The sequence below is a fragment of the Roseobacter sp. HKCCA0882 genome (genome assembly GCF_037805225.1).
Taxonomy (GTDB): Bacteria; Pseudomonadota; Alphaproteobacteria; order Rhodobacterales; family Rhodobacteraceae; genus M30B80.
The window spans coordinates 25,399-41,445 of the sequence record NZ_JBBLYI010000002.1; the positions used below are offsets into that span (position 1 = coordinate 25,399).

Annotated in this window: 14 protein-coding genes; 3 read left to right on the forward strand and 11 right to left on the reverse strand. The window is 56.5% G+C overall.

Going from position 1 to position 16,047, the window contains the following annotated elements; all coding sequences use genetic code 11:
* Positions 1-106 precede the first annotated feature (106 nt).
* The 6 genes from AAC622_RS08380 to AAC622_RS08405 form a co-directional block, all read right to left on the reverse strand.
* Positions 107-523 (reverse strand): F0F1 ATP synthase subunit epsilon, encoded by a 417-nt coding sequence (locus AAC622_RS08380; RefSeq protein ID WP_317656289.1) that lies wholly within the window; start codon positions 521-523, stop codon positions 107-109.
* Between the two features lie 12 nt (positions 524-535).
* Positions 536-1,960, reverse strand: coding sequence for a F0F1 ATP synthase subunit beta (atpD, locus tag AAC622_RS08385; protein WP_317656290.1), 1,425 nt, complete (start codon positions 1,958-1,960; stop codon positions 536-538).
* 18 nt (positions 1,961-1,978) lie between these two features.
* Positions 1,979-2,857, reverse strand: a complete 879-nt coding sequence (locus tag AAC622_RS08390) for a F0F1 ATP synthase subunit gamma (RefSeq protein ID WP_340261592.1) — start codon at positions 2,855-2,857, stop codon at positions 1,979-1,981.
* Positions 2,858-2,869: 12 nt separating this feature from the next.
* Positions 2,870-4,408, reverse strand: a complete 1,539-nt coding sequence (gene atpA, locus AAC622_RS08395; RefSeq protein WP_340252453.1) for a F0F1 ATP synthase subunit alpha — start codon at positions 4,406-4,408, stop codon at positions 2,870-2,872.
* Positions 4,408-4,968 carry a F0F1 ATP synthase subunit delta gene (locus AAC622_RS08400; RefSeq protein ID WP_340261594.1) on the reverse strand — a complete coding sequence of 187 codons (561 nt, stop codon included), beginning with the start codon at positions 4,966-4,968 and terminating at the stop codon, positions 4,408-4,410. The genes atpA and AAC622_RS08400 overlap by 1 nt, the downstream gene beginning before the upstream one ends.
* Positions 4,969-5,264: 296 nt before the next feature.
* Positions 5,265-6,053, reverse strand: coding sequence for a methyltransferase domain-containing protein (locus AAC622_RS08405; protein ID WP_340261596.1), 789 nt, complete (start codon positions 6,051-6,053; stop codon positions 5,265-5,267).
* A gap of 63 nt (positions 6,054-6,116) precedes the next feature.
* Between AAC622_RS08405 and gloB the strand changes: the two genes are divergently transcribed.
* Together gloB and clpA are read left to right on the forward strand one after the other, a co-directional pair.
* Positions 6,117-6,905, forward strand: a complete 789-nt coding sequence (gloB, locus tag AAC622_RS08410; protein ID WP_340262997.1) for a hydroxyacylglutathione hydrolase — start codon at positions 6,117-6,119, stop codon at positions 6,903-6,905.
* Positions 6,906-7,068: 163 nt separating this feature from the next.
* Positions 7,069-9,405 carry an ATP-dependent Clp protease ATP-binding subunit ClpA gene (clpA, locus tag AAC622_RS08415; protein WP_340262998.1) on the forward strand — a complete coding sequence of 779 codons (2,337 nt, stop codon included), beginning with the start codon at positions 7,069-7,071 and terminating at the stop codon, positions 9,403-9,405.
* A gap of 150 nt (positions 9,406-9,555) precedes the next feature.
* Here clpA and AAC622_RS08420 read toward each other — a convergent pair whose 3' ends face one another.
* The 3 genes from AAC622_RS08420 to AAC622_RS08430 all read right to left on the reverse strand — a co-directional run bounded on the left by AAC622_RS08420 (position 9,556) and on the right by AAC622_RS08430 (position 12,940).
* Positions 9,556-11,091, reverse strand: coding sequence for a peptidoglycan -binding protein (locus AAC622_RS08420; RefSeq protein ID WP_340261598.1), 1,536 nt, complete (start codon positions 11,089-11,091; stop codon positions 9,556-9,558).
* On the reverse strand, positions 11,091-12,293 hold the full coding sequence (locus AAC622_RS08425) for a biopolymer transporter ExbB (protein ID WP_340252461.1): 1,203 nt from the start codon (positions 12,291-12,293) through the stop codon (positions 11,091-11,093). The genes AAC622_RS08420 and AAC622_RS08425 overlap by 1 nt, the downstream gene beginning before the upstream one ends.
* Positions 12,294-12,376: 83 nt before the next feature.
* Positions 12,377-12,940, reverse strand: a complete 564-nt coding sequence (locus tag AAC622_RS08430) for a gamma-glutamylcyclotransferase (RefSeq protein ID WP_340261600.1) — start codon at positions 12,938-12,940, stop codon at positions 12,377-12,379.
* Positions 12,941-12,999: 59 nt separating this feature from the next.
* On the opposite strand from AAC622_RS08430, the gene AAC622_RS08435 reads away from it, so the two are divergent.
* Positions 13,000-14,007 (forward strand): DUF2125 domain-containing protein, encoded by a 1,008-nt coding sequence (locus AAC622_RS08435; protein WP_340261602.1) that lies wholly within the window; start codon positions 13,000-13,002, stop codon positions 14,005-14,007.
* Here AAC622_RS08435 and AAC622_RS08440 read toward each other — a convergent pair.
* The gene (locus AAC622_RS08440) at positions 14,004-14,927 is read right to left on the reverse strand and encodes a prephenate/arogenate dehydrogenase family protein (RefSeq protein WP_340252467.1); all 924 of its coding nucleotides are present in this window, start codon (positions 14,925-14,927) and stop codon (positions 14,004-14,006) included. The two genes, AAC622_RS08435 and AAC622_RS08440, sit on opposite strands and share 4 nt — an antisense overlap.
* Complete coding sequence (hisC, locus tag AAC622_RS08445) at positions 14,924-16,018, reverse strand: histidinol-phosphate transaminase (RefSeq protein WP_340261604.1); 1,095 nt, start codon at positions 16,016-16,018, stop codon at positions 14,924-14,926. Before hisC ends, AAC622_RS08440 begins: the two co-directional genes overlap by 4 nt.
* Positions 16,019-16,047: the final 29 nt, after the last annotated feature.

Genomic DNA, 16,047 nt, shown 5'->3' on the forward strand with positions numbered 1-16,047 from the left:
GCGGCCACTTTCTGGCACAACACACTCAACGGCGCGCCCATGAAAAAAGGCGCGCCTTTTTTCATGGGCGCGCCTTTTCTGATATGTGTCCTCAGGGGCGAGGGGATCACAGGTTGATGTGATCGCCCAATGCCACCATGTCAGACAGAAGCTTGGCCGCGTCATCCACGGGGCCAGGCTCGTTTTTGAATGTCTCTTTCGCAGTCTCATGTGCCTTGCGATACTCTTCCACCATTTCGGCATAGAGTTCTTTGGTTACTTCCGCGCGGGGCAATGCACGCTCTGCAAGAACAGTGACCTTGTCGGCGCTGATCTCGGCAAAGCCACCCAGAACGATGTAATCGTCCTGACCGCCCGCATGGATGACCTGCAGCAAACCCGGACGCAAAGTGGTGATCGTGGGCGCGTGGTTTGCCATCGCCGTCATATCACCCCCTGCACCAGGGATTTGCACCTCGGTCGCATCTAACGAGGCCAAGCGGCGCTCGGGAGAGACGAGGTCAAATTTGAACGCTTCGGCCATTCGGCCCTCCTATCAGGCTGCTTCTGCTGCCAGACGCTCGGCCTTGGCTTTCACGTCTTCAATACCGCCCACCATGTAAAACGCGGCTTCTGGCAGATGGTCATATTCGCCTGCAACAACCGCCTTAAAGGAGGCAATCGTGTCTTCCAATGGAACCTGAATACCATCAGAGCCAGTGAAGACCTTCGCCACGTCAAATGGCTGCGACAAGAAACGCTGGATCTTACGTGCGCGAGACACTGTCAGCTTATCTTCTTCGCTCAATTCGTCCATGCCGAGGATGGCGATGATGTCCTGCAGCGATTTGTAACGCTGAAGGATACCCTGAACGTCACGAGCCACGTTGTAATGCTCCTCACCAATCACAGCGGGGTCAAGCAGACGCGAGGTCGAGTCGAGCGGGTCAACCGCAGGGTAGATGCCCAATTCCGAAATCGCACGGCTGAGAACCGTGGTTGCGTCAAGGTGCGCAAACGAGGTTGCAGGTGCAGGGTCAGTCAAGTCATCCGCAGGAACGTAGATCGCCTGAACCGAAGTAATCGAGCCAGCTTTGGTCGATGTGATCCGCTCCTGCAGCGCGCCCATGTCGGTCGCAAGTGTTGGCTGGTAGCCCACAGCAGAAGGAATACGGCCCAAAAGCGCTGACACCTCAGAACCCGCCTGCGTGAAGCGGAAGATGTTGTCCACGAAGAACAGAACGTCTGTGCCCGACTGGTCACGGAACTGTTCCGCCAAGGTCAGACCCGTCAAAGCCACACGCGCACGCGCCCCTGGAGGTTCGTTCATCTGGCCGTAGACCAAGGCCACTTGGCTTTCGCTCAACGCGTCTGGCTTGATGACGCCAGATTCGATCATCTCGTGGTAAAGGTCATTGCCTTCACGGGTGCGTTCACCAACGCCCGCGAACACCGAGAAGCCCGAGTGCACTTTGGCGATGTTGTTGATCAATTCCATGATGAGAACGGTTTTACCCACGCCCGCACCACCGAACAGACCAATTTTACCACCCTTCGCGTAAGGCGCGAGAAGGTCGATTACCTTGATACCTGTAACGAGGATCTCAGACTCGGTGGACTGTTCCGCGAACTCAGGCGCAGGCTGGTGAATGGCGCGGGTTTCATCCGCTTTCACAGGGCCTTTTTCGTCAATGGGCTCGCCCACAACGTTCATGATGCGGCCCAATGTGGCGTTGCCCACTGGAATGGTGATTGGCGCGCCCATATCGGTCACTTTCGCGCCGCGCACCAAACCCTCGGTTGCGTCCATCGCGATGGTGCGCACGGTGTTTTCACCCAAGTGCTGCGCCACTTCGAGGATCAGTTTCTTACCATTGTTCTCGGTCTCAAGCGCGTTCAGGATCTCCGGTAGGTGATCTTCGAACTGCACGTCAACGACAGCGCCGATGACCTGAGTAATTTTGCCGACTGCTTGTGCCATGTCGTGTCTCCGGTTTCCTTAGAGCGCTTCCGCGCCCGAGATAATTTCAATCAATTCATTGGTGATCACAGCCTGACGTGAGCGGTTAAACTCAATCGTCAGTTTGTCGATCATGTCGCCTGCGTTGCGGGTTGCGTTATCCATTGCGGACATACGCGCCCCCTGCTCCGAGGCCCCATTTTCGAGAAGCGCTGTAAAAATCTGCGTTGTCACGCCAATGGGCAGCAGATCAGACAGGATTGCCTCTTCGGAAGGTTCGTAGTCATAGGGCGTCTCTGCCCCAACATCTTCTGCAGCATCTTCAAAAACAGCAGGGATGATTTGCTGCGCAGTTGGGATCTGAGAAATCACCGACTGGAAGCGATTGTAGAAGATGGTGGCGACATCAAATTCGCCCGCATCAAAGCGTGCCATCACATCCTTTGCGATGGCTGCTGCGTTTTCGTAACCCACGCGCTTCACTTCGGAGAGGTCAACGTGACCAATCAAAAGGTTTGCATAATCGCGGCGCAGTTGTTCACGGCCTTTTTTGCCGACAGTCAAAACCTTCACAGTTTTGCCCTGCGCGGTCAGCTCGGCAATGCGCGCTTTTGCAAGGCGCGCGATGGTGGAGTTAAAGCCCCCACACAAACCGCGCTCGGCTGTCATGACAACGAGCAGATGTGTCTGGTCTTGACCTGTCCCTGCCAAAAGGCGCGGGGCACTGTCCGACCCACCGACCGAAGCGGCCAGCCCGCCAATCACCGCTGCCATTTTCTCGGCATAAGGCCGCCCAGCTTCGGCTGCTTCCTGCGCACGGCGCAGTTTTGCAGCAGCCACCATCTGCATGGCCTTGGTGATCTTGCGGGTCGATTTGACCGACTCGATCCGTGTTTTCAGATCCTTGAGACTTGGCATAAACCCGTCCCCTTACGAGAAATCTGCGGCGAATTCTTCGATGACTGCCTTCAGTCGGTCGGCTGCATCACCCTTGATCTTTGGATCTTCATTGGTGATCCAATCGAGAACATCCTTGTGCTTCCCACGCAGATGCTGAAGCAGGCCTTGCTCAAAGCGGCCAACTTCGCGCACGGCGATCTTGTCGAGGAAGCCAGAGATACCCGCGAAGATCACACAGACGATTTCTGCGTTTGTCAGCGGTGCATATTGTGACTGCTTCATCAACTCGGTCAGACGCGCGCCGCGGTTCAGCAAACGCTGTGTCGCCGCATCAAGGTCAGACCCGAACTGCGCGAAGGCCGCCATTTCGCGATACTGCGCCAGTTCCAGTTTCACCGAACCTGCCACCGATTTCATGGCATTGGTCTGGGCAGAAGAGCCCACGCGCGACACGGATAGACCTGTGTTCACAGCAGGGCGAATACCCTGATAGAACAAGTCAGTTTCAAGGAAGATCTGGCCGTCTGTGATCGAAATCACGTTGGTCGGAATAAACGCCGAAACGTCACCGCCTTGGGTTTCAATCACGGGCAGAGCGGTCAAAGACCCTGCACCAAGATCTTCGTTCAGCTTTGCCGAACGCTCCAACAAACGAGAGTGGAGGTAGAAAACGTCACCAGGATAGGCTTCACGCCCTGGGGGACGGCGAAGCAGCAAGGACATCTGGCGGTAAGCAACAGCTTGCTTAGACAGGTCATCATAGATGATCAGCGCATGCTTGCCGTTGTCGCGGAAATACTCGGCCATCGCGGTCGCGGAATATGGCGCAAGGAACTGCATCGGAGCAGGGTCAGAAGCGGTCGCGGCCACTACGATGGAATATTCAATCGCGCCTGTCTCTTCGAGCTTCTTCACCAACTGCGCAACAGTCGAACGCTTCTGGCCAACCGCAACATAGATGCAATACAGCTTCTTGCTTTCGTCTTTGCCAGCCGCTTCGTTATAGCTTTTCTGGTTCAGGATCGCGTCCAAAGCCACGGCAGTTTTGCCTGTCTGACGGTCGCCAATGATCAATTCGCGCTGACCACGGCCGATGGGGATCATCGCGTCAACAGCCTTAAGGCCTGTTGCCATAGGCTCATGCACGGATTTACGTGGGATGATGCCAGGCGCTTTGACGTCCGCAACGCGGCGCTCTTTCGACTTGATCGGGCCTTTACCGTCAAGTGGGTTGCCCAAGCCGTCTACAACGCGGCCAAGCAATTCTGGGCCAGCAGGAACGTCCACGATCGAATTCGTGCGTTTAACAGTGTCACCTTCTTTGATGTCACGGTCAGAGCCGAAGATCACGACACCTACGTTGTCGGATTCAAGGTTGAGGGCCATGCCCATAATTCCACCTGGGAATTCGACCATTTCACCCGCTTGAACATTATCAAGACCGTGAACGCGGGCGATCCCATCGCCAACACTCAGCACGCGGCCAACTTCGGCCACTTCTGCATCCTGACCGAAACTCTTGATCTGTTCCTTCAGGATCGCGGAAATCTCTGCAGCTTGGATCGCCATTATCCGACCTCTTTCATGGTGTTCTGGAGGGAGTTGAGCTTGGAGCGGATCGAGCTATCGATCATCTTCGAGCCAACCTTTACGATAAGACCGCCAATGAGGCTTTCATCAACGGTCGCATTCAAATTAATTTTCTTGCCCACGGAGGCTGACAGGGCTTTTGCCAGTTTATCCGCTTGGGTTTTGGTCAGGGCCTTGGCAGATACGACCTCTGCGGTCATCTCGCCACGGCTTTCTGCGATTTGGGCGCGCACGGCGCGCAGCACCATCGGCAGAACGAAAAGACGGCGCTTTTGCGCCATGACTTGCAACGTATTGGTTGCAATCATACCCAATTTCATCGCCTTAGCGACAGCGCCAACGGCAGCCTGAGACTCGTCACGGCGGTAGATCGGGGAGGAGATCAAATCTCGCAGGTCCGCGCTTGCGGCCAATGCGGCTTCGAGCGCGTCAACATCTTTGGCCAGCGCATCAATCGCTGCCGCCTCGGTGGCCAGGTCGAACATCGCGGTCGCGTAGCGCGCGGCGATGCCGGTTGAGATCGAAGCCGATTCGGACACGTCCACCCTTTCAACAATTTGGCTCGGGCAGCGTGAGGATCACGCCCGAGCAGTTCGTTCTTCGCGACTTGAAGGTGCCGCCGTTCCTCAGATTTGGCGGTCGTTTAGCAGAGGGTTTAATTTGCTGCAACCGCCGATGGCACAAACATGATTTTGACAAAATCATTGTTTTTCAGAGGTTAACCAAATCTTTCTGCAGATGCGACGCTTTGAAGCTAAAAAAAATCGCGCGCAGGGAGACAATTTTGGCCCTAATTTAGGCGCAAACGTCCCGAGTTGGCCTCTTTTGGCCAGCCTTAGCGATTCTGCATCTGCGAAATAGAGGCGCCTTTTTGGCGGCGCACGCGGCCTGTTGCAGGGCTTGGAACCCCATCAAGGATACGCAAGGGATTGCGCATGCGTGCGGCGCGACCCCGTTTTGTAGGGGCAAAGACCTGCTTACTCGCTTCAACCATGATCACACCGCCTGCGTAGTGCGAACTCATCCAGCGCCCCGCGCGTTCCATCATATCGGCAGACCTAAGCCAGAACCGCGCATGGCTTGGTGGCGCAAAAAGTGCGGCACGGTGACGTTCTGGCACAAAGCCATGGTGGCGCAATTGTGCCTCAAGCTGGCTGAGGCTGTAGGGCCGCCCATAGCCAAAGGGCGTGGCATCGCTGCGCGCCCACAAGCCTCCGCGATTTGGCACAATGAACAAGGCCCGCCCCCCTGCCCCAAGCGCGCGCGCGGCTTCGTCCAAGAGCGCCGCAGGATCATCGCTTGTCTCAAGCCCATGCAGCATCACCAAGCGATCTGCCATCCCTTCAGACAAGGGCCACCGCGCATCTTCGCACAGGGCCGCAACATTCGACATCCCCGCAGGCCAAGGCATTACCCCCTGCCCTTGCGGCATCAAGCCAATCACGCGGCGCGATTGATCGAGATACGGGCGCAAAAGCGGAACGGCAAAGCCAAAGCCCACCACAGTCTGCCCACTTGCGTTAGGCCAAAGTGACAACATCGCATCGCGCACAGCCTTTTGCGCAATTCGCCCCAATCGGGTGCGATAGTAAAATTGACGCAAATCAACGACATCAAGATGCATTGCAAAAGCCAGTCCGCTGCGATTGTCTTAGGCCATATGTGCCACGAAGCTGAGGAGATTGCCATGACCACCGCCGCACCCGCCACTGAAATTGTGACAATCCCCTGCCTCAAGGACAATTACGCCTTTGCGTTGCATCTGCGCGAAACAGGTCAGACCTTGATCGTAGACGTGCCAGAAGCCGCGCCCATTGTTGCCGAATGTGCGCGGCGCGGATGGGTGATTACGGACGTTCTCTTAACCCACCACCATTGGGATCACGTGGACGGGTTGCCCGATCTGCATGCGGCGACCAACAGCCCAATTCGCGTTTGGGGGGCAGCCGCAGATGCCCACAGGCTGCCCGCGCTTGACCACGCGCTGCACGAAGGCGATGTCATGGCAATCGGGGCCTTGCGTGGCACGGTGTACGATGTGTCTGGCCATACTGTGGGGCACATCGCCGTTCATTTCCCACAGGCGGGCGTGATCTTTACTGCTGACAGCCTCATGGCGCTTGGCTGTGGTCGCCTGTTTGAGGGCACACCCGCTCAGATGTGGCAAAGCCTGTCAAAACTGACCGCACTTCCGCGTGATACGCTTGTCTGTTCTGGCCACGAATACACCCAATCAAATGCGCGGTTTGCCTTGACCATCGATCCCGAAAACAAGGCGCTCCAAGCTCGCGCCACCCGCATTGACGAGGCGCGCGCAAAAGGCTTGCCAACAGTGCCAAGCAGCCTTGGCATGGAATTGGACACAAACCCGTTCCTGCGCGCCAAAGACCCGCAAATCAAAGCACATTTGGAGATGACAGATGCCAGTGACGCAGAATGCTTTGCCGAGATCAGGCAGCGCAAAGATCAGTTCTGATGGATTTTCACGCAAATTTGCGCCGATCGCAGGTTTTTTTTCAAGTTTAGCTTGAAACTGGCAAAATAAAACCGAAGCTTAATAGCATGAGGCTATGGCTAGACTCAGTGAAGGCGGGCCGAACCCGCTTGCGCCTCTGGCCGCAACGAAAGGAGCACTTATCGTGCCGTCGTTTTCAAATACCCTAGAGCAGGCCATCCATGCGGCTTTGGCGCAGGCGAATGCGCGCAAGCATGAATTGGCAACATTGGAACATCTTCTGCTGGCGCTGTTGGACGAGCCTGACGCGGCCAAAGTCATGCGCGCATGTAGCGTAGACATTGATGCCCTGCGCGAGACGCTTATCACCTTCATTGATGAAGAATTGGCCACGCTTGAGACAGATATCGAGGGCTCTGAGGCGGTGCCGACCGCGGCCTTCCAGCGGGTGATCCAACGCGCCGCGATCCATGTGCAATCCTCGGGTCGCACCGAGGTCACAGGGGCAAACGTCCTTGTCGCAATTTTCGCAGAGCGCGAGTCAAACGCAGCCTATTTCCTGCAAGAGCAGGATATGACCCGCTATGACGCGGTGAATTTCATCGCACATGGCGTGGCGAAAGATCCGTCTTTTGGGGAAAGCCGCCCTGTTTCGGGCGCGACTGATCCGATGGACGAGGGCGTTGAAACAAGTGGCAATCCGCCTGAGGGTAGTGATGCAAAGGAATCCGCCCTTGCCAAATATTGCGTTGATCTGAACAAAAAGGCGCATGATGGCGATGTTGACCCGCTGATAGGTCGCCATGATGAGGTGGAACGCTGCATTCAAGTGCTGTGCCGCCGCCGCAAGAACAACCCGCTCTTGGTCGGTGATCCTGGTGTTGGCAAAACCGCCATTGCCGAAGGTCTGGCGAAAAAGATTGTCGAGGGCGAAACGCCTGAGGTTTTGGCGAAATCCACCATTTATTCGCTCGACATGGGCGCGCTTTTGGCAGGCACACGCTATCGCGGTGATTTTGAAGAACGGCTGAAGGCCGTGGTCAACGAATTGGAAGACCATCCTGACGCGGTTCTTTTCATCGATGAAATTCATACTGTCATCGGGGCCGGTGCTACATCGGGTGGGGCCATGGATGCCTCAAACCTGCTTAAGCCCGCCTTGCAGGGCGGCAAATTGCGCTGCATGGGATCGACAACCTATAAAGAGTTCCGTCAACATTTTGAAAAAGACCGCGCGCTCTCGCGCCGCTTCCAGAAGATTGACGTCAATGAACCATCCGTTGAGGATTCGGTGAAAATTTTGCGCGGGCTGAAGCCTTATTTCGAAAGCCACCATGATGTGAAATACACCGCCGATGCGATCCGCACCGCGGTTGAACTGGCGGCGCGTTATATCAACGACCGCAAATTGCCCGACAAAGCGATCGACGTTATTGACGAGGCAGGCGCGGCACAGCACCTGCTGCCAGATAGCAAGAGGCGCAAGACCATTGGCCCGAAGGAAATCGAAGCCGTGGTCGCAAAAATCGCGCGCATACCACCAAAGAACGTCTCAAAAGACGATGCAGAGGTACTGCGCGATTTGGAAAAAACGCTCAAGCGCGTGGTGTTCGGCCAAGACAGAGCGATCGAGGCCTTGGCATCTGCGATCAAGTTGGCGCGCGCGGGTCTGCGGGAACCAGAAAAGCCCATTGGGAACTATCTCTTCGCGGGGCCAACAGGTGTTGGCAAAACCGAAGTGGCTAAGCAATTGGCCGATACCCTTGGGGTCGAGTTGCTGCGTTTTGACATGTCCGAATACATGGAAAAACACGCAGTATCTCGCCTGATTGGCGCCCCGCCAGGCTATGTCGGGTTCGATCAAGGTGGGCTTTTGACCGATGGCGTGGATCAGCATCCACATTGCGTGTTGCTGCTGGACGAAATCGAAAAGGCGCATCCTGATGTTTTCAATATCCTTCTTCAAGTGATGGATCACGGCACGTTGACAGATCACAATGGCCGCTCGGTCGATTTCCGTAATGTTGTCTTGATCATGACCTCAAACGCGGGCGCAGCCGAACAGGCGAAGGCGGCCATTGGATTTGGTCGCGACCGCCGCGAAGGTGAGGATACCGCCGCAATTGAGCGCACCTTCACACCTGAATTCCGCAACCGTTTGGATGCGGTGATCAGTTTCGGCGCGCTGCCAAAAGATGTAATCCTGCAGGTGGTTGAGAAATTCGTGCTGCAACTTGAGGCGCAGCTGCTTGATCGCAATGTGACGATCGAGCTGACCAAACCCGCAGCTGAACTTTTGGCCGATTTGGGCTATGATGATCGTATGGGCGCGCGCCCCTTGGGCCGTGTGATCCAAGAACAAATCAAAAAGCCACTGGCCGAGGAATTGCTGTTTGGCAAACTCGCCAAGGGTGGCAATGTGAAGGTCGGTGTCAAAGACGGCAAAATCGACCTGCGCATTGAAAACGGTGCGCCACCGCGGATCAGTTCGAAAAAGCCGCCGCTGCTAACAGCAGAATGACCAGAGGCGCATTACAGAGCGCCCAAGCACAGTGTTTTCGTGCCTCTGGCCTTCACGCACCAAGCGGGAAACGGGACGATGCATCTGAGGAATCCGACTGATCCCCGAAGGTAAACTTATCTCAATACGCCCAGCAGAAATCGAACTGCGCTAACGCTCGGTCAACTTAAGTTCAATCCTGCGGTTTTGCGCACGCGCTGCGGCGCTGTCCCCTTCGGCCACGGGGTGGAATTCACCAAACCCTGTGGCGGCCAGTCTTTCAGCAGGAATGCCCAATTCTTCGTTCATATAGATAACCACGGATAATGCGCGCGCCTGCGACAATTCCCAGTTGTTCGAAAATTCCGCATTGGCCGACAGTGGCACATTATCGGTATGCCCATCGACACGAATGATCCAATCGATGCCATCAGGAACTTCATCGGAAACCTGCAACAGCAATTCAGCCACATTGGCAATCTGTGCGCGCCCCTCAGGGCTCAAATCAGCGCGGGCGCTCTCGAACAAGACTTCAGAGGAAAACACAAAACGATCGCCCACGATCCGCACGCCATCACGCCCCTCAAGCACCTCTCTTAGGCGACCAAAGAAATCAGATCTGTAGCGTTCCAAACGCTGTGCTTCTGCTGCTTCTAGATCAGCTCGCGCGCGCTGCTCGGCCGCGACTTGGGCGAGAGCCGTGTTCAATCGAGTTCCGAGCGCGTCAATTTGCACCTGTGCTTCCTCATCGCGCGCCTCGGATTCGTCCAAGATATTTTCAAGCGCGGCGAGTTGCGCGCGCAGGGCTGCAAGCTGCTCATTTAGAACAACCACACGCCGCTGCGCTGCAGTCGATTGCGCCTGTGTCGTTGCAAGCTCGGCATTGGCGACCGCCAAAAGGGCCTCTCGCTCAGACAGTTGTGATTGCAAATCTTCAATGGCGGGTAAGTTTTCTTGCGCCGCACGCGCCGCAGCCAATAGGGTCAGCGTTTCTTCTGCCCTTGCCCGCTCCTCCTCCAATACAAGGGTCAGGGCAGTCAATTCCGCGTCAGAATTCGCCAATCTCTCTCGAAGGGCTTGGGCTGCCGCAGCATCGGCCATGCGTGCGGCTTCTTCTTCAGACAGTTGGGTTTGCAGATCGCTGTTCTCACTGCGCAAATCTGCCAATAGTGCCTCAAGCGCCTCGCGCCGCGCTGCAGCTAAACGCGCGGCCTCAGCGGCGCTGTCAATCTCGCTGCGCGCTTGCGCAAGCGCAAGGTTCAACGCCTCCTCGCGGGAGAGTGTTTCTGCAAGTTCAGCGCGCGTGCTGTCCACTTGAGCGCGCAAATCAGCCTGGCGCGCCAAGAGACTTGCCACCTGCTCTTCAAAGGAGGCGATGCTTGCCTGTGCCTCGGATAACTGGCCGCCCAATGTGGCAAGGCGCGTTTCAAGATCGCTAGAGCGGGCCTGTTCTAACCCAAGAGCATCACTGAGCGCATTCAATTCTGCGTTAAGAGCATCCAGCTCATTGTCCTGAGTGGCAATCTGATCACTCAACGCATCAAGCTCATCGTCCTGCATGGCAATCCGATCACTCAGAACAAACTGCACCACCATGAAAATAGTCAGCACAAAAATCATCACCATCAGCAATGCGGTGATAGCATCCACAAAACCCGGCCAAATCGCGGCGGAAAACCGATTTCCCGTTCTGCGGTGAAAAGCCATCAGGCTTGTCCTTGCCCGTTTTCATCCGCCTCAGTCACACGGCGAATAGCGGCCGTCAGCGCGGCCATCTCACGGCGCAGCGCACGTACTTCGCTATCGTCGCCAGACGACTGCTTTGCCCGCGCCGCCATTTGTTCAAAAATTTGCACAAGCTGGATGTCAATTGACCGCATTCGCGCGCGGGCTTCATCGTCAAATCCGCCCAGATGGCCCAGAAGCTCCAATCGCTCGACCAGTTGTTCTTGCGCATGAGCCTGACGTGCTGCGATCTCTTGCGATTGAGGGGTCATCCGCTCGGCCAAAGCCACAACCGCGCTGGTCATCTCTACCATCCGCGCTTGAAGTTCAGCCTGACGGACGTTGGATTGCGCGAACATCGCCTGAAGGCTGTCGATCTGGTCAACCATGTGATCCAAGACTGTGGCCACGGCCGCACGATCCACGCCGCCGCCATCTCCATCGGCATCAGACGAGGAAAAGCTCATTCGCGTGATGGAGGAGAGCCATTCTTCCATTTCTCGGTAAAAACGGTTCTGACCATGTCCTGCGAAAAGTTCCAAAAGCCCCACGACCAAAGAGCCGGCAAGCCCCAAAAGCGAGGAGGCGAAGGCCGTGCCCATCCCCCCCAACTGACTTTCAAGCCCCGTCATCAGCCGCGAGAATACCGCGAGCCCATCTTCATCGGCGCTTGGCTGTAGGCCGCGAATTGTATCCACTACTGCAGGCACTGTTGTGGCCAATCCAAAAAATGTGCCCAAAAGGCCGAGGAAAATCAACAAATTCGCCAAATAGCGGGTGATGTCACGGCTTTCCTCCATCCGCGCGCCGACGGAATCCAATACGGAACGGGTAGTCATGGTCGACAGCTGCATCCGTGCGCCACGCCCTTGCAAAGCGGCGGCTAAAGGCGCCAAAAGTTCGGGGCGCCGTTGATCTGTAAGGCCTTGCTGTGCCGCACGCTCGATCCAGCGCACCGAAGAAAATAACTGCAGCACCTGCCAGAAACAGGCCATCACGCCGACCAAGAACACCACGCCTATGGTGCCATTGAGATAGGGGTTAGAGAGGAAAACAGGCAGCACCATAGGATAAACCACTGCGCCACCTGCCGCGACCAAGCCGCATATGATCATCATCAGGAAAATCTGGCGGGTGGGGCGTGTGAAACTAGACTGCGCCCCGCTTCTGTTGCTGCCGCTCATCAAAAACTCTCCTGCCCCATGTCATTGCTGGGAACCAACCTACCGCCCTTCAATGGCTCTGCCAACAGGGGGACACAAAATCACTATGGTTTTATCGCGGCTTTTATGTCAGCAACGCGTGCTTGTAGCCACAGTAAATCAGTATCAGGAACGCCAATTTGCTGCAAATGCTCGGCTGTGTTGATCAGATATTCATCGTTTGGCCCCCGCCCACCCACAGCGCGCGCGATAATCTGGGCTTGGGTCTCAAGGTCAAGATCGCCGCGATATTGGCAATGGTCAGGGTCAATGACAAAAGTCAGCACATTCTCAAGCGTCCAACCCGCTGACAGATGCACCGTTTGGCGCGTCTCAAGATAGGCAGAGCTGACCAACTCACGCTCGCGCAAATATTCCAAGGTTGCGCTTTCATGACCATCAGTCACGCGAAACGCTACCCCGTCACAATGGGCATTTTCGGCCTGATCCAAGGCCAAAACCAACCCTGGTGCCTCGGGCGTGCCGCGGTGGTGAATAGAGGACATGCAAAACGACCGCCGCCATCCGATAAGCCGCGCATGCGCGGTCTGCGCAACAGGAAAGCCTGGGTTCCAGATTAGGCTGCCATAGCCAAAGACCCAGAGAGGTTCAAACTGTGCCTCAGACATGAGATGCCGCCTCGCTTTGGCGCTTGGCAGTCCTGACGCGCAGCGTTAAGGAATGGCGCATGAAAAAGGTTCTCATCATCATCGCGGCCCTTTGCCTGTTGGCCAGTGGGGTTTGGTTTGGGCTTGCCGCAGCAAGCAAATCGACCCTCGCAGCATGGTTCGAAGCACGCCAAGCCGATGGGTGGCTTGTCTCACATGATCCGATTGAGGTGAAGGGCTTTCCCCTCAGCCTAAATGCCACAATCCCGAATTTGGAACTGGCTGACCCTGAAACAGGGTGGCTTTGGTCAGGCCCAGCAATCTTGATTAATCAGGCCTTGCTGTCTGCAGGTGACATATCCGTTACATGGCCAAGCGCCCATGTTTTTGCCACGCCCGAAGCACGTTTCGATATCGCTTCGGCGCAGTTTCAGTCCAATTTGCAGCTTGAACCAACCCGCAATCTGGCAGTGTCAGGGGCGGCGACCCAGTTGCGCGATCTCACCCTTCAGCGCGCGAATGACGCTGCTTGGCAAGCCAGTTTAGACGCGGCCACGATCACATTCACCCGATTGCAGAATGAGGATCAAACCTATGATCTGAATGCCGCAATCGAGGGGTTATCTCTCCCCCAAGGCCTGCGCGCGCGGCTTGATCCTGCGGGGGTCATGCCTACGATTTTCGAGCAATCCAGCCTTGATGCCACTTTTACCTTTGAGCGCCCGTGGGATTTGGACGCGCTTGAACAGGCCCGCCCGCAATTTACGGCCATCCAAATTGACGAAGCCTCTGCCATCTGGGGGGATATGGTTTTGCGCGCTTCGGGCGCGGTCACAGTGGATGCACAAGGCATAGCTGAGGGTGATCTGGCGCTTAGGGCGGAAAACTGGCGCGCGATGTTAGATATGGCCTTGCGCGCTCGGGTCATCTCGCAAGACTTGTATCAAATGCTAGATGGCGGGCTTGGGTTTTTTGCTCAGCTCTCGGGCCAGCCCGAAAACCTTGATATCATCTTACGCTTTAGCGGGGGTGCGGTCTTTGCAGGGCCGATCCCCATTGGCCCCGCACCAAGCTTGATCCTGCGTTAATCTTTCTTGCGCGGGATCCGGCCAAAATCAGGCGCATCTGTATCCTGCCCCGCCTCAATAATGCCGCGCCGAATGGCGCGGGTGCGGGTGAAATAGGCGTGCAGATGATCCCCATCGCCCCGCCGAATAGCGCGCTGCAAGGCGAATAATTCTTCGGTAAAGCGCCCCAAAATCTCTAGGGTGGCATCTTTGTTGGACAAGAAAACATCCCGCCACATGGTCGGATCAGAGGCTGCAATGCGGGTGAAATCACGGAAACCCGCCGCAGAATATTTGATCACTTCGCTATCCGTCACGCGGCGCAAATCATCAGCGACACCGACCATCGTGTAGGCGATCAAATGCGGTGTGTGGCTGGTGACGGCAAGAACCAGATCGTGATGATCTGCGTCCATTTCCTCAACCTTGGCACCGCACCCTTCCCACAGGGCGCGCAATCGCGCCACCGCATCAGGGTTGCTGTCTGCCTCTGGGGTGAGGAGGACGTAGCGATTATCAAACAACTCGGCAAAGCCCGAGCGGGGGCCAGAATGTTCGGTGCCTGCAAGCGGGTGCGCTGGGATGAAATCCACCCCTCGTGGCAAATGCGGGGCGACCGCATCGATCACCGCGCGCTTCACCGATCCCACATCGGAGATTGTGGCACCTGTGGCCAAATGCGGGGCCATTTCGCGCGCTACAGCCTCCATCGCGCCAACAGGCACGCAAAGAACCACCAAATCCGCACCCGCAACCGCGCTGGCCAGATCATCCGCGATATGATCACAAAGCCCGATTTCGCGCGCGACATCCCGCGTCTGGGGCGAGCGGGCATAGCCCACCACCTCGCCAGCAAGACCCGCGCGGCGCATCGCAAGCGACATTGAGCCTGCAATCAGCCCCAGACCGATTAGGGCAACACGGGTGTAAAACTGGCTCATTTCGCCCCCCTGAAGGCGCGCATTGCCGCCAGAACATGAACATTATCCTCGGGCTGCCCGATGGTGATCCGCAGCCCATGCGGGATTTTATAAGACTTTGGCGCCCGCACGATAATGCCGCGCGATTTGAAAAACGCATCAGCCGCGTCAGCGGTCGCCTCATCCTCGAAACGGGCCAAGATGAAGTTCGCTTCACTGTCCGAAACTTTGATCCCCAAATCACGCAAGCCTCGCGTCAGGGTATCGCGCTCGGCATTGTTGATGCGCACCGAATTTTGGGCAAAGTCTTGATCTGCAATCGCCGCCTCTGCCCCTGCAAGCGCAAGGGTTGAGAGGTTAAAGGGCTGACGCAAACGCGTTAAAATTTCAATCAACCCTTTCGCGCCATAGCCCCATCCCACCCGCAGGCCCCCAAGCCCATAAAGCTTGGAAAAGGTGCGGGTCATCACAACATTGTCGCGCTCTGTTGCGAGGCTTGCGCCGCCATCATACCCATCGACAAACTCTGCATAGGCCGCATCGATGACCATCAAACAATTTAGCGGGATTGTATCGGCCAAACGCGTCAATTCCTCATGGCTGAGAAAGGTGCCAGTTGGGTTTGCAGGGTTAGCAATAAACACCAATCGGGTGCGTGGCGTTATCCCCGCGATCACGGCATCAATATCGACACGAAAATCCGCCTCGGGAACCTCAACGGGTGTGGCGCCAACCATCAGTGCACAGATGCGATACATGGCAAATCCATGCTCGGTGAACAGAACCTCATCCCCCTGCCCCGCAAAAGCGTGGCACAGAAACTGGATCACCTCATCCGAACCAACGCCACAGATGATGCGATCAGGGTCAAGCCCGTGCAGAGCGCCTATAGCGGCCCGCAGCGCCGTGTGGCCCGTGTCAGGGTAGCGGTGCATATCCGCCGCTGCCGCCTCAATCGCCGCGCGGGCCTTGGGGCTTGGCCCAAACGGATTTTCGTTTGACGACAGTTTGATCGGGTTTTGATGCCCCTGAAGCGCACTCAATCCGCCCTGATAAAGGGCAATCTGCATGATACCTGCCTTGGGGTCAGGATATGTGCCGCGCGCGCTCATGGATGCGATCCTTCTTGTCAAATCACCCT

Excerpts from the sequence above, each read along its gene's own strand:
- AAC622_RS08380 (WP_317656289.1), bottom strand. The coding sequence starts at position 523 with ATGGCCGAAGCGTTCAAATTTGACCTCGTCTCTCCCGAGCGCCGCTTG.
- atpD (WP_317656290.1), bottom strand. The coding sequence starts at position 1,960 with ATGGCACAAGCAGTCGGCAAAATTACTCAGGTCATCGGCGCTGTCGTT.
- AAC622_RS08390 (WP_340261592.1), bottom strand. The coding sequence starts at position 2,857 with ATGCCAAGTCTCAAGGATCTGAAAACACGGATCGAGTCGGTCAAATCG.
- atpA (WP_340252453.1), bottom strand. The coding sequence starts at position 4,408 with ATGGCGATCCAAGCTGCAGAGATTTCCGCGATCCTGAAGGAACAGATC.
- AAC622_RS08405 (WP_340261596.1), bottom strand. The coding sequence starts at position 6,053 with ATGCATCTTGATGTCGTTGATTTGCGTCAATTTTACTATCGCACCCGA.
- gloB (WP_340262997.1), top strand. The coding sequence starts at position 6,117 with ATGACCACCGCCGCACCCGCCACTGAAATTGTGACAATCCCCTGCCTC.
- AAC622_RS08420 (WP_340261598.1), bottom strand. The coding sequence starts at position 11,091 with ATGGCTTTTCACCGCAGAACGGGAAATCGGTTTTCCGCCGCGATTTGG.
- AAC622_RS08425 (WP_340252461.1), bottom strand. The coding sequence starts at position 12,293 with ATGAGCGGCAGCAACAGAAGCGGGGCGCAGTCTAGTTTCACACGCCCC.
- AAC622_RS08430 (WP_340261600.1), bottom strand. The coding sequence starts at position 12,940 with ATGTCTGAGGCACAGTTTGAACCTCTCTGGGTCTTTGGCTATGGCAGC.
- AAC622_RS08435 (WP_340261602.1), top strand. The coding sequence starts at position 13,000 with ATGAAAAAGGTTCTCATCATCATCGCGGCCCTTTGCCTGTTGGCCAGT.
- AAC622_RS08440 (WP_340252467.1), bottom strand. The coding sequence starts at position 14,927 with ATGAGCCAGTTTTACACCCGTGTTGCCCTAATCGGTCTGGGGCTGATT.
- hisC (WP_340261604.1), bottom strand. The coding sequence starts at position 16,018 with ATGAGCGCGCGCGGCACATATCCTGACCCCAAGGCAGGTATCATGCAG.